The sequence below is a fragment of the Acidaminobacter sp. genome, assembly GCF_030247605.1.
In the GTDB taxonomy this organism is placed as follows: domain Bacteria; phylum Bacillota; class Clostridia; order Peptostreptococcales; family Acidaminobacteraceae; genus Acidaminobacter.
This window is the reverse complement of sequence record NZ_JAOTSB010000002.1, coordinates 241346-253948: the sequence shown is the minus strand read 5'-3', so window position 1 is coordinate 253948 and position 12603 is coordinate 241346. Positions and strand designations below refer to the sequence as shown.

The 12603-nt window shown below is 46.6% G+C and carries 14 protein-coding genes; 12 read left to right on the top strand and 2 right to left on the bottom strand.

All coding sequences use genetic code 11. The annotated features are described in order from the left end of the window. Positions 1-15: 15 nt before the first annotated feature. The 12 genes from OEL90_RS01190 (at position 16) to OEL90_RS01135 (ending at position 9638) form a co-directional block, all read left to right on the top strand. A complete protein-coding gene (locus OEL90_RS01190; RefSeq protein ID WP_300686746.1) occupies positions 16-1398 on the top strand; it encodes a ribonuclease E/G in 1383 nt (460 codons plus the stop codon). Between the two features lie 182 nt (positions 1399-1580). After that, a complete protein-coding gene (rplU, locus tag OEL90_RS01185; protein WP_291401108.1) occupies positions 1581-1892 on the top strand; it encodes a 50S ribosomal protein L21 in 312 nt (103 codons plus the stop codon). A 10-nt stretch (positions 1893-1902) separates the two neighbouring features. Continuing rightward, positions 1903-2250, top strand: coding sequence for a ribosomal-processing cysteine protease Prp (locus OEL90_RS01180; RefSeq protein ID WP_291401109.1), 348 nt, complete (start codon positions 1903-1905; stop codon positions 2248-2250). Further along, a complete protein-coding gene (gene rpmA / locus OEL90_RS01175; RefSeq protein WP_291401111.1) occupies positions 2240-2521 on the top strand; it encodes a 50S ribosomal protein L27 in 282 nt (93 codons plus the stop codon). The genes OEL90_RS01180 and rpmA overlap by 11 nt, the downstream gene beginning before the upstream one ends. Positions 2522-2609: 88 nt before the next feature. After that, the gene (gene obgE, locus OEL90_RS01170; RefSeq protein WP_300686742.1) at positions 2610-3881 is read left to right on the top strand and encodes a GTPase ObgE; all 1272 of its coding nucleotides are present in this window, start codon (positions 2610-2612) and stop codon (positions 3879-3881) included. A gap of 53 nt (positions 3882-3934) precedes the next feature. Beyond that, a complete protein-coding gene (gene yhbY / locus OEL90_RS01165) occupies positions 3935-4228 on the top strand; it encodes a ribosome assembly RNA-binding protein YhbY (RefSeq protein WP_300686740.1) in 294 nt (97 codons plus the stop codon). 13 nt (positions 4229-4241) lie between these two features. Beyond that, complete coding sequence (gene nadD, locus OEL90_RS01160) at positions 4242-4889, top strand: nicotinate-nucleotide adenylyltransferase (protein ID WP_291401117.1); 648 nt, start codon at positions 4242-4244, stop codon at positions 4887-4889. Continuing rightward, entirely contained in the window at positions 4870-5478 is a 609-nt protein-coding gene (gene yqeK, locus OEL90_RS01155; protein WP_300686738.1) for a bis(5'-nucleosyl)-tetraphosphatase (symmetrical) YqeK, read from the top strand. The genes nadD and yqeK overlap by 20 nt, the downstream gene beginning before the upstream one ends. A gap of 9 nt (positions 5479-5487) precedes the next feature. Then, entirely contained in the window at positions 5488-5862 is a 375-nt protein-coding gene (gene rsfS / locus OEL90_RS01150) for a ribosome silencing factor (protein ID WP_291401121.1), read from the top strand. Between the two features lie 244 nt (positions 5863-6106). Then, the gene (leuS, locus tag OEL90_RS01145) at positions 6107-8569 is read left to right on the top strand and encodes a leucine--tRNA ligase (RefSeq protein ID WP_334305963.1); all 2463 of its coding nucleotides are present in this window, start codon (positions 6107-6109) and stop codon (positions 8567-8569) included. Positions 8570-8574: 5 nt separating this feature from the next. Continuing rightward, entirely contained in the window at positions 8575-9225 is a 651-nt protein-coding gene (locus OEL90_RS01140) for a helix-turn-helix transcriptional regulator (RefSeq protein ID WP_291401125.1), read from the top strand. Between the two features lie 11 nt (positions 9226-9236). Next, positions 9237-9638, top strand: coding sequence for a Rid family detoxifying hydrolase (locus OEL90_RS01135; RefSeq protein ID WP_331488090.1), 402 nt, complete (start codon positions 9237-9239; stop codon positions 9636-9638). 203 nt (positions 9639-9841) lie between these two features. On the opposite strand, the gene OEL90_RS01130 is transcribed toward OEL90_RS01135, so the two are convergent. Both OEL90_RS01130 and OEL90_RS01125 read right to left on the bottom strand, forming a co-directional pair. Further along, positions 9842-11020: an ISL3 family transposase gene (locus tag OEL90_RS01130; protein WP_300686732.1), complete on the bottom strand. Its 1179-nt coding sequence runs from the start codon at positions 11018-11020 to the stop codon at positions 9842-9844. 169 nt (positions 11021-11189) lie between these two features. Continuing rightward, a complete protein-coding gene (locus OEL90_RS01125) occupies positions 11190-12578 on the bottom strand; it encodes a D-alanyl-D-alanine carboxypeptidase family protein (RefSeq protein WP_300686730.1) in 1389 nt (462 codons plus the stop codon). Positions 12579-12603: the final 25 nt, after the last annotated feature.

Genomic DNA, 12603 nt, shown 5'->3' with positions numbered 1-12603 from the left:
GTGGATTCTCATTTCTTGTTCAAGCGAACGGCTTTTGTAGAAGACGGCATCTTGCAGGCACTAGCTGTTGAGCCGCTGATCGCAGAGCCTCTTGAAGGTGCGATTTTTCTTGGGCGCATAACCGCCATAGTCGAATCCCTCGACGCTGCTTTCGTGGATCTTGGATTGGCACAGGATGCCTTTTTGCCGCTTCAGGACCTTCCGGAGCGACTGGACAGAAAGAGCCTGAAAAATGGATCCGAACTTCTGGTTCAGCTAAAAGCCGAGGGCGGGCGTTATAAAGGCCCCAAGATCACCGGAAAAATAGAGATTCAAGGGCGTTACCTGGTCTTGATGCCGGAATCCAAACAAAAATCAATTTCACGCAAACTTAAAGACAGCGTAAAGCGCGAGATCCTCATGGCGCAGGTGGACGCGGCAGTTGGTGAGCTTGGCTACATTGTCAGAACAGAAGGCGCGCTGACTCAGCCTGAATGGGTCGCCGAGGAAGCCGCACGACTCAGAAAAGACTGGGACAGACTGCAGCGATCCTATGTCACAGTGCGCAGTCCCAGATGTGTCGATCCGGGTCTAAGCGCTTCTCAAAAACTGCTTTTGAAGCATCTGTCCACACCGGATACAGCGCTCGTGTTTTCGAATCCGGAGGACGCGTTTGAGATGGAAGATTTTATGAAGAACTACAATCTTCAGGTAGACCTCGCTGCTTCTATCAAAGGGAAAAAACGCAATCCTTTCCTGTTCGAGGCGGCCCACCAGCTTGAAAGACAGATCCAGGCCCTTCTGGACAAGAAAGTAGAGCTGGGCGGCGCCTATATGATCCTTGAGGCCACAGAAGCATTTCACGCTGTAGATGTGAATGCGGGCAGCGCTGCAGGTGGGGCGCGGCAAACCATCGGCATCAAAAAGAAAATCAATCAGGAGGCTATTCTGGAATGTCTGAGGCAGCTTGAGCTCAGGAACATTGGCGGCATGGTGTTGATGGACCTGATTGACGCCGAGAGCGAAGCTGAGCGTCAATTCTACAACGCCTTCTTAAAAAAGACATTGCAGTCTGGATTTTCGGGCATTTTCGCAGCGGAAGTCAGTTCATTAGGTGTGTTGAGCATGACGCGGCGAAGAATGGGCAGTTCTCTGTCTGAACTGATTACGGCGCCTTGTGGCTGCTGTGGCCAGGGACGGGTTTTGTCTGCGCCGGCTCAGCTGGACTTGATGCTGAAAGAGGCTGTGAGAACAGGTGAGCGAAGTCCGGCGTTTAGAGTCAGTTCGGGTTTGGCAAAGTTGATTGTAACGCTGGAGCCGTTGATCGCTAAGGCAGAACGGGACTTCCAATTTGAGCTTCGATGGACGCTTGATGAGAGTCTGGATTTTTTATTAATTCAGTACAAAAAAGCCTTGTGAAATGAGTCAAGGTCGTATATAATTAGAACGATGTTCAGGCATCTAAGTTTCGTTGCCTGAAAACCGCACGGGAAAGGCTTGGAAATGCACTGGCTGAGTCTTCGCAAACACTGAGTTGTTGACGCGAATGCATAGCTTGGGCTGCCCGGTCCGGCGAGTTCTCTAAGAGGAGGTGCAAGTTCATGTACGCAATTATTGTAACTGGTGGCAAGCAATACAAAGTTCAGGAAGGTGATGTTTTCAACATCGAGAAACTGAACGTGGAAGCAGGCGAAACTGTTGAATTCAACGAAGTACTCGCGGTTTCCGGAGACGAAGGCGTTACAGTTGGCAACCCGGTTGTCGCTGGCGCAGTCGTTAAAGCGTCTGTCGTTGGAAATGGCAAAGGCAAGAAGATTACTATTTTCAAATACAAGCGCAAAAAAGACTACCGTAAGAAGCAAGGACATCGTCAGCCATATACGCGCGTTCTGATCGAAAAGATCAGTTTATAGGCCTTTAATTATGGTCACCGCACGTGTAGTCTGGTCAGGCAGCAGGCCGGTCTTGTTTGAGATCGAAGGGCATGCCGGACAGGCGGATTATGGACAGGACGTGGTTTGTGCTGCTGTTTCAGTTTTGGGTCAGACAGCGCTTGTCTCCCTGGATGAAATCGCCGGAATTCACGATCTGGATTTTACGGTGGATGAAGGGTATCTGCTTTGCCGTCTGCCGCTTCATTTATCAAAAGCGCAGATGAGCACAGCCCGAATTCTGATTGAAAGTATGGTTCTGGGGCTTCGCGGCGTCGCGGAAAGCGCCCCGGATTTTGTTAAGTTGTTCACTGAGGAGGTGGAATCTGATGCTTATTAAGTTTAATTTGCAATTGTTCGCGAGCAAAAAGGGTGTTGGTAGCTCGAAAAACGGTCGTGACAGTGCGTCCAAGAGACTCGGCGTCAAGAGAGCGGACGGCCAGACCGTGACAGCGGGCAGCATTCTCGTTCGTCAGCGCGGCACAAAAATTCACCCGGGCAACAATGTTGGCCGTGGTGGGGATGACACACTTTTCGCGAAAGTTGAAGGTGTCGTTAGATTCGAAAGAAAAGGCAAAGACAGAAAGCAAGTCAGCGTCTACGAGGCGTAATACATCAAGCGCATGTTCAATGTCCATCTCACTTTTGTAGATGGACATTTTTCATCTAAATGGTTCATTGTGAAAGCAGGGGTTTTAAATGTTTGTAGATAAGGCAGAAATATTCGTCAAAGCTGGAAAAGGCGGAGACGGCAGAGTAAGTTTCAGGAAAGAGAAGTATGTGCCTGCGGGCGGTCCTGACGGTGGAGACGGCGGGCGCGGTGGCAGTGTCATAGCCATTGTGGATGAAGGCATGCGCACCTTGATGGACTTTCGCTATCTGAAAAAATATATCGCGGAAAACGGCGAGAACGGCATGAAAAAGAAGATGTTTGGCAAAGATGCCAAGGATCTCGTTTTTAAAGTACCCCCCGGCACCGTTATTCGCGATGCTGAGACAGGCAGAGTCCTCGCTGATCTTTTGAAGGCGGGAGATAGTGCAGTCATTGCGCGCGCAGGACGCGGCGGAAGAGGCAACGTGCATTTTAAGACGGCAACGCGCCAGGCGCCAACGTTTGCTGAACAAGGGACGTACGGTGAAGAGCGTTCGGTGATTCTGGAGCTTAAGATGCTGGCAGACGTCGGTTTGGTTGGTTATCCAAACGTTGGGAAATCAACTTTCTTATCCGCGACGACCATGGCTAAGCCCAAAATTGCCAACTATCATTTTACAACCTTGACGCCAAATCTGGGTGTGGTTGAGGTCATCAAAGGCAAGAGCTTTGTTCTCGCTGATATTCCGGGCTTGATTGAAGGCGCCAGTGAAGGTGTCGGTCTTGGCCATGAATTTTTGCGCCATGTAGAGCGGACACGTCTCATCATTCATGTTGTGGATGTCTCCGGCACAGAAGGACGTGATCCGGTCGAGGACTTTGACAAGATCAATCTCGAACTCGAGCGTTACAGTAAACTTCTTACCGAGCGCATACAAGTAATCGCTGCTAACAAGATTGACCTTTTGTATGAGCGGGAGGGACTGGATGCGTTTGTCGAGGCAATGTCGTCCCGCGGCTATAAGGTGTTTCCAATCTCGGCTGCAACGGGCGAGGGCATCGACGCGCTGATGCATTATGTGACAGAGCAGCTGGACACCATTGAGCCGCCGGTGATCCACGAAATGGTGGATTCTCTTGCGGATGAGGCGGAGCTGGATCAAACCATCAGGTATAGAAGACACAATGAACTCTATGTGGTTGAAGGCCTGCCTATGGAAAGACTGGTCTATTCCACAGATTTTACTGATGTTGAATCACTTAGACGGTTCCAGGAAATTCTAAGGAAATCTGGTGTTATCGATGAACTTAGGAAAATGGGCGTTCAAGATGGCGACACGGTTCGTATCGAAACCGTAGAATTTGAATTCTATGACTAAGGCGGACAGAGCCTGTCCGAAAAACCTAGTTTGAAATGGAAAAGAGGAATATCATGTTAAAACCAAAACAGCGAAGCTATCTTAAAAGTCTTGCGAATCCTTTGAAACCGCTAGTGCACATTGGAAAGGAAGGCCTTTCCGAAAGCTTGCTCGCACAACTTGACGAGTGTCTGACCTCTCACGAACTCGTCAAGGTATCGGTACTTGAAAACAGCCAGCTTAGTGCAAAAGAAATTGCTTCAGAGGTCTGCGAAAAAACGCGTTCTGAATTTGTTCAGGCAATTGGAAACCGGTTTACACTTTACCGTAAGAATCATGAAGAACCGAAAATCCAATTGCCGAAATAAGGAGCTGTAGGCAATGGAGACGAAGGGCAAACGCATTGGACTTATGGGCGGGAGCTTTGATCCGATTCATTATGGGCATCTGGTACTCGCTGAAGAAATGAGGACCCGCTTATCACTGGATCAGGTGATATTTATTCCCGTGGGCCGAGCGCCCCATAAGCATGCTGATAAAATGACAATGCCGAGACAGCGCTATGAAATGGTGATGCTGGCAACTCTTGATCATCCCGATTTCGAAGTCTCTTCGATTGAGACTGACCGGGAAGGTGTCACCTACTCTCATGAAACAGTCTCTCAAATTGTCAGGGAAAGTTCGCCTGAGGATAAATTCTTCTTCATAGCAGGTGCAGATACCCTCATGGAGCTTGAGTCTTGGCGATCCGTTGAAACACTTTTAAAAATGGTGACATTCGTTGGCGCGGCGAGGCCAGGTACGGATCAGGCTGTACTTCTCCAGAAAATGGAACAGCTGCAGCAGCGGTATAGCGCCAGTGTAAAGATTGAAGAACTTCCTGAGCTTGACATATCCTCCACAGACCTGAGAAAGCGCATTGCTTTAGGGCAAAGTGTGAAATACCTGATGCCTGAAACCGTAGCACAATATATTGTTAAGCATCAATTATATCTCAAGGAGTCTTCACATGAAACCCTGTCAGATTGAGAGCCTGAGTCTCAGATTTCCAGAACTCCAGGAGGATTACACTTTCATCTGTGGAAAAATCAAGCAAAAGCGACTTGCTCATACTCTAGGTGTTTTGGAAACTGCCTGTGAATTGTCCCAGCTTTACGGCGGCAATCTATTGGCCGTTTCAAGAGCTGCGATCTATCATGATCTGTTCAAAGGCGTTCAAAAATCCGAACTATTAGAATTAGGGCGCAGTCTAGGGTATTCAGCATCAGACAGTGTGGATGAACTTCCGGAAATTGCACATGGGCCAATCGCGGCTCTTTGGCTTGACCGTGAAGGGATCATTTCCGATCCTGTCATTTTAGATGCAGTCCGCTATCATACTGTTGGACGGCGTGATATGACATTGGAAGAAAAAATAGTCTACCTGGCGGATGCCATTGAACCGGGACGCGATTATCCGGGCGTGTCGGCACTTCGCATGCTGTCAAAGGAATCATTGGATAAAGCGCTGCTAATGTCAGTCAGCCAGACTCTTGCATTTATTCTCGAATCCGGCAGCCCAATACATTTCCAAAGTGTGGAAATGAGAAACGCGTTATTGTTAACGCTGGAAAAGTGAGGTCATAGAATGGGATCCAATCTAAGCTTGGCGGAGGAAATTGGAAAGCTGATCGACGCCAAAAAAGGCGACGATATAGTGATTTTGGACCTTCGCGGCATCTCGTCAGTTGCGGATTACTTTGTAATCGCTTCAGGCAATTCAGACCGGCAAGTGGTGGCAATTGCAGACCATGTTGAAGATGAATTGGCCAAGAACGGGATCTATACAAAATATAAGGATGGCATGAAAACCGGACGCTGGGTCGTCATGGATTATCATGATATCCTGGTGCATATTTTTCACAAAGAAGAGAGAGAATATTATAATCTCGAACGTTTGTGGAATGATGCCAAAAAAATTGTATTGAAGGTTGACAGCCAAGGGTCAATTCATTACAATTAATCGTAATAACATATTAGAAGCTGTCAAAATCAGTAAGCATAACCTCTTTTTCAGAGAGCCGGTGGAAGGTGTGAATCGGCATAGAGCGCGCTGAACTCATTTGACGTTAATTGCTTCAGGCTGATCTGCCAAATATGGATCAATGAGTGGACATGAATGTCAATTAGGGTGGTACCGCGGGCGATAGCCCGTCCCTAAAGATCAAAGCAATGTCCACTTTTTATTTTTTGTTGAGGGAGGGTTATTGTTGAAGTATCAATTCGCTGAAATTGAAGAAAAATGGCAGCGCCAATGGGATCAAGATGATGCATTTAAAGTGGTCAACAATCCGGAGGCCAAAAAGTACTATGCGCTCGAAATGTTTCCCTATCCGTCCGGAAAACTTCACATGGGACACGTGCGCAACTATTCCATTGGTGATGTTGTCGCCAGATTCAAAAAAATGCAGGGGTATAACGTTCTGCATCCAATTGGCTGGGACGCTTTTGGTTTGCCTGCTGAGAACGCGGCGATCGCAAATCAGATTCACCCTGATATCTGGACGAAGAGCAACATAGCTGAAATGAAAAAGCAGCTCAAGCGCCTTGGACTCAGTTATGACTGGGACCGTGAAGTGACGACTTGTATGGAGGATTACTACAAGTGGACACAATGGCTTTTCGTCAAGTTTTTCGAACAGGATCTTGTTTATAAGAAGAAGTCGCCGGTTAACTGGTGTACCTCTTGTGAGACCGTTCTCGCAAACGAGCAGGTCGTAGGCGGCTTCTGCGAGCGCTGTGACAGTCCGGTCGTCAAGAAAAATCTGTCACAATGGTTCTACAGAATTACTAATTATGCAGACCGTCTTCTTGAGGATATTGAGACCCTTCACGGCTGGCCTGAAAAAGTTAAAACCATGCAAAAGAACTGGATTGGCAAGAGCATCGGCGCTGAAATTGATTTTGCAATTGATGGGTTTGATCAAAAACTCAAAGTTTTCACGACCCGACCGGACACGCTCTATGGATGTACTTATATGGTACTTGCACCTGAGCATCCCTATGTCGCTGAATTGACAGCCGGTACTGAATTTGAGACACCTATCCGGGAATTTGTCGATCGTCTGGCGCGCATATCAGAAATTGAAAGGACTTCGACTGAGGCGGTCAAGGAAGGCCTGTTTACAGGCCGATACGCGATTCATCCATTGACAGGCAGCCTGATTCCTATTTACGTTGCCAACTATGTTTTGGTGGAGTATGGCACAGGCGCAATCATGGCTGTTCCTGCCCATGATGAGCGGGATTACGACTTCGCAAAGAAATATGGTCTGGAGATCATCGAAGTCATACGTCCGACAGATGCTGAAGGGGAATACCAACAGACACTCTTTACCGGTAAGGGCGTAATGGTTAATTCAGGACCATTTGATGGCCTGACCATTGAGGAGGGGACTCAGAAAATTGTTGAGCGTTTGGTAGCTGAAGGCTCCGGCAATGCAACGACTAATTTTAGAATCAGGGACTGGCTCGTGTCGCGCCAGCGGTATTGGGGTTGTCCAATTCCTATGGTCAATTGTCCTGATTGCGGCATCGTTCCGGTTCCGGTTGAAGAACTTCCGGTCGTATTGCCAAGAGATGTCAAGTTTTCAGGGAAAGGTGAATCGCCTCTCTTAACGAGTGACACCTTCATGAATACCACTTGTCCAAAATGCGGCGGCCATGCGGTTCGCGAAACGGATACCATGGATACCTTCGTAGACTCTTCCTGGTATTTCTTGAGATATACAGATCCTCATAATGAGTCACTGCCTTTCTCCAAAGATGCTGCCAGCTACTGGATGGAAGTAGACCAGTATATTGGCGGCGTTGAGCACGCGATACTGCACTTGCTCTATTCCCGTTTCTTTACAAAAGTTATGTATGATCTGGGTTTGTCGCCTGTCGGTGAACCTTTCAAGAATCTGCTGACTCAAGGCATGGTTCTGAAAGATGGCGCTAAAATGTCAAAATCCAAAGGGAACGTCGTCAGTCCGGACGAAATTATAGCCAAATATGGCGCTGACACGGCACGACTCTTTATTCTCTTTGCTTCACCACCAGAAAAGGATCTTGAGTGGTCTGATGATGGTGTGGACGGCGCACACCGCTTCCTGAACAGGGTTTTCAGGGCGGTAACTGACGAAGAGGCAGTCAAGGGCAGCGGTGAAATCGTTCTGACCCATGAGGATGAAAAGACGCTCAATTATGTCATGAACCGCACCATCAAAAAAGTCTCTGAGGACATTGAAGATCGCTTCAATTTCAATACGGCAATCAGTGCTGTCATGGAGCTCGTCAATGAGATGTACCGCTACCGTGAAAGTGCCAAAGATCGCTGGAATGCGCCGCTTTATGGCGCTGCTGCTGAATCGCTGATCAAACTTTTGGCACCGTTTGCACCGCATCTCATGGAAGAGCTTTGGAATGGGCTGGGTAAAACTGGAAGTGTCCACGAAGTGTCCTGGCCAACCTATGATGCTAAAGCTTTGATTCTGGATGAGATAGAATTTGCTGTTCAGATTAATGGAAAAGTCAGGGAGCACTTGGTGGTTTCGAAAGACGCCACACAAGAAGAGATTCAAACAGCCGCCTTAGCTCTGGAAAAAATTTCAGAGGCACTTAGCGGAAAACAAATTGTTAAAGTTGTAGTCGTCCCTAAGAAACTTGTCAATATTGTGGTACGGTGATGACGATGAGTACAAAAATTAACCCAATCATACAGTCTTATATTCCACTGGTAAAAGGCATAGCTGCAACCTTTGGAAGCCGCTGCGAAGTGGTCCTGCACGATTTTACAGATCTGCAGCACTCCATAGTCGCTATTGAGAACGGCCATGTGACTGGCAGGAGCTCAGGCAGCCCTATGACTGAAGCATCACTCAAACTGGTTCAGAATGGTAAAGTTGATGAAGATATTGTCAACTACACCGGAAAGAGCGCAGATGGGCGTGTACTAAAGTCGACGACAGTATTTATCAAAGATGAGCATCTAAAAGTGATTGGTTGTTTCTGCATCAATTTTGACATTACTGAGCTCGTCGGAGCGCGTTCCGTTTTAAATGACATCATGAAAATATCTGAGGATTTTCAGGAGCGACAGAGTGATCCAAAGAACCTCAATGTGGTTAGTGTCGTCTTGACGGATCTGGTAAAAGAAACTTTAGACGAGGTTGGAAAACCTATTATCTACTTGTCCAAGGATGACAAGGTTATGATGGTGGATCGCCTGGATCAAAAGGGCGCATTTCTGATAAAAGGCGCAATTGATTATGTCGCCAACGTCCTGTGTGTTTCAAGATACACCATATATAATTACCTGGATGAAATCCGGGAAACAAAATAGGAGGCGTTATTATGAGCACAGTCATGAAACCCAAAGTTATTTCAACAGATAAAGCGCCAGGTGCAGTCGGACCTTATTCCCAAGGCATGAATGCAGGTCCGTTCATCTATGTTTCAGGCCAGCTGCCAATCAATCCGGCTACGGGTGAGCATTACAAGGAAATCGAGCAGGCTGCAAGACAGTCCCTTGAAAATTGCAAGGCTATCGTTGAAGCCGGTGGCGGTTCCCTCGAAACAATTGTAAAAGTTGAGATTTTTATCCGTGACATTTCGCTGTTCGCAAGAATGAATGCGGTATACGCAGAATTCTTTGGCGATCATAAACCGGCGAGAGCCGCAGTTGAAGTTTCCAAGCTGCCGCTTGACGCCGTGATTGAAATTCAAATGGTCGCCTTTACGGGGACTCACTCATAACAAATAGAGAATATTGAGCGTGAAAAGGCAGTGTCCGTAATACAGGACACTGCCTTTATTTTGGCTCTAAGTCAATAGTTGGGGTGGGGATTCTTCGAATCCCTGCTCCTTCGTTGTTTTGAGGGTATTATAGTTATGAAGTTAGATTTTAAGAATTCATGGCATGACAAAAAGAACCAGTGGTTACCGGAATGAGATTCAAGCTAAGAGCAAATGTGCAGAATCCTATTTCTAAAGCGGTCAAAGTCTCTCACACCATAGCTCACACGTTTCAGAACCTTGATCTTGTTGTTGAAACCTTCTGTGCAGCCATTTGTGTATCCATATTTGAAGGCGTTCAGAATCTCTTTGCTCCAGTTCCGAAAAGCAGTGATACAGGCGTTGAATTCTGGCAATTGCACTTGTTCGGCATATTGGATCCAGTCATAGAAGGCTTTTCTCTGGACAGAGTAACGTTCATGTTGGCAAATAGCGTAAAAGGCTTCCTTGAGCTTGTAGGCCTGTCTTAGGTCATCGCTATACAGCAGCATGATATCCAGTTGCTCTTTTTCATGGGGCTTCAACTTTTCAGTCCGCTTTAAAATCAGACTTCGGCTTCGCTTGAAGTATTTTCTCAATGCCGGGATCATCGTCTTTTGGATGCGCTTACGCACATTTTCAATGGCCCAGGAGACTTGTCTGATGAAGTGATACTTGTCGACAACAATGGAGGCATTGGGAAAAAACGTTCTGGCGAGATCCGCATAAGGTTTCCACATGTCACACACAAAGAAATGCACCTTCAAACGCTCATGCTTGGAATAACTCTTAAAATAGTCAATCAGGTGATTCTGCCTTCGGTCTGGAAGGATGTCCAGGATGGCTCTCTTTTTCGGATCCACAAGAATGCACTGGTACTTTTCGCTTCCGGCGTTGCCCTTGAATTCATCAATGGCCAGCACTTTGGGAAGGGAGCTTGGTCTGTCATACTGAATCATACGGAAGACCCTTGAAACGGTGTGTGCCGAGACATTTGCCTTGTCAGCAACAGCGGCCATTGGAGTGGCATTTCTAAGCTCGTGGACAATGTAAGCCGCTAGACGATTGGTCATTCTTCTGTACTTGGGAAGGAACTCGTAGGACTCATAGAACCGCTTGCCGCAGGAGCAGACATACCGACGCTTTCGAAGGAGCAGGATCGTGTTCTTGGTCATAAGGGGTAGGTCTTTTAGGACCTGGTTTCGATAGTCGTGTACCTTGGTGGTCACCTTGCCGCAGATGGGACAGGTAGACGGTCTGGGCTTTGTGGAGATTGATATTTTCACAGCGGTTTCAGAATGAGATATCTTATGGACAAAGCAATCTTTTAAATTCAAGAGTTTGCTGGTAAAATGAGAGTGCACTTATATCCAAGCCCCTTTCTAAATGATTGTCTCAGCAACAACATTTTAAGGAGCAAAAGATATAAGTGCATTATTTTTTTGAAAAAAATAATGCTGGGGAGGAATTACCCACCCCAACATTTATTATAGAGCCTTTATTTTATTTGCGTAAAAATGGAAAAATCTACTATTAACGTGGTTTAAAGGTCGACGCAGGACGGCGGGCGCGTGTTGTTTGGGTTAAAGCCGGATGGGTCGTAGCCTTCGAAGAGGGTCTGCGTTTGGTTTTCTTGTTTAACTTCGACATAATCAGACGCCATAGCATCAAAGAAAGAATCACTTTAATGCCGAGGAGGACCAGTGCTTTGGGAGATGTATCAAATCTGAACCAGCTGTTGTTAAAAAGTGTTGTTTCCCCCAACGCGGATTTGTCACTGATTTCATTCAAAGTGATCAGCGGCGCTTCAGTCAGCAATATGCCGTTTATAAAATATCTGATTGTGCCAATACGCTGGCCTTCCTTGACAGGCAATTCGAAATCCGGCATCATCTCAGTTTCGAAGGTGATCTCTTCAGGATTCAGCGTATTTGGAATCAACGCCTTTATATCATCCTCTGAATAAAGGGGAATTTTAACTTTCTTATTGCCGTTATATTCAAAGTAGCTGATCAACTCATTTTTGCTCGCAAAAGTGTGTGGGTTAAAATTTTCAAATCCGTAGTCGATTAAAGTTCTGGTGTCTAGATATAAAAAATTACCTTGTGCTTTGAGAATGACGGAGATTAAATTTTTGCCGTCTTTGGTGGCGCTGCTGATGAAGCATTGTTGCGCTGCATTTGTGTAGCCGGTTTTTAAACCTGTTACGGCATCATATTTGATGTTGATGGTCTGTCCGCGATAATCAATTTTATTGCCGGAACCGGTACCATATAAAAATCTGTTGCTGTTGGTAACATGCCTTTTCTCAGGCTGTTTATTGGTAGGTGGAATATCATAGCTTACTGTTTTCACAATCTCTCGAAGCTTTTCGTGTTTTATAGCTTCCAGTGCTATTCTCGACAGGTCATAAGCCGTTGTGACATGTTCCGGATCAGGGAGGCCATGCGGATTTGTAAAATGCGTATTCAGCGCACCAAGCTCTACTGCGCGTTGGTTCATTTTTTCAGCGAAAGCCTCAATGCTGCCTGAATCATAAATAGCGAGGGCCTCCGCAACATCATTCGCTGAAGCCAGCAATAGGGCGTATAGCAATTGTTCAACGGTCAGGGTCTCTCCCTCGATTATGTAAATGCGGCTGCCAGTGGCCATGGGTGATTTTGCATCTATGGTCACGGTCTCATTCAGCTCGTGATTTTCCAGAATCAGCAGCGCAGTCATCAATTTTGTGGTGCTGGCTGGAAACATCAATTCATGACCGTTTTTCTCAAACAGCGTCTGATGACTGTCACTGTCTATGAGGATTGCAGATTGAGCGTTAATTTCTCCAGGGGATAAGGCAAAAGCTGCAGTGCTGGCGAAGAGTACAGTCAAACTGCAAAATAAGGTCAACACAGTAATTTTAAGTTTTTTAATGGTCATAGGACACCGTCCCTTGTGTTTTCTT

Excerpts from the sequence above, each read along its gene's own strand:
- rplU (WP_291401108.1), top strand. The coding sequence starts at position 1,581 with ATGTACGCAATTATTGTAACTGGTGGCAAGCAATACAAAGTTCAGGAA.
- OEL90_RS01180 (WP_291401109.1), top strand. The coding sequence starts at position 1,903 with ATGGTCACCGCACGTGTAGTCTGGTCAGGCAGCAGGCCGGTCTTGTTT.
- rpmA (WP_291401111.1), top strand. The coding sequence starts at position 2,240 with ATGCTTATTAAGTTTAATTTGCAATTGTTCGCGAGCAAAAAGGGTGTT.
- obgE (WP_300686742.1), top strand. The coding sequence starts at position 2,610 with ATGTTTGTAGATAAGGCAGAAATATTCGTCAAAGCTGGAAAAGGCGGA.
- yhbY (WP_300686740.1), top strand. The coding sequence starts at position 3,935 with ATGTTAAAACCAAAACAGCGAAGCTATCTTAAAAGTCTTGCGAATCCT.
- nadD (WP_291401117.1), top strand. The coding sequence starts at position 4,242 with ATGGAGACGAAGGGCAAACGCATTGGACTTATGGGCGGGAGCTTTGAT.
- yqeK (WP_300686738.1), top strand. The coding sequence starts at position 4,870 with ATGAAACCCTGTCAGATTGAGAGCCTGAGTCTCAGATTTCCAGAACTC.
- rsfS (WP_291401121.1), top strand. The coding sequence starts at position 5,488 with ATGGGATCCAATCTAAGCTTGGCGGAGGAAATTGGAAAGCTGATCGAC.
- OEL90_RS01140 (WP_291401125.1), top strand. The coding sequence starts at position 8,575 with ATGAGTACAAAAATTAACCCAATCATACAGTCTTATATTCCACTGGTA.
- OEL90_RS01135 (WP_331488090.1), top strand. The coding sequence starts at position 9,237 with ATGAGCACAGTCATGAAACCCAAAGTTATTTCAACAGATAAAGCGCCA.
- OEL90_RS01125 (WP_300686730.1), bottom strand. The coding sequence starts at position 12,578 with ATGACCATTAAAAAACTTAAAATTACTGTGTTGACCTTATTTTGCAGT.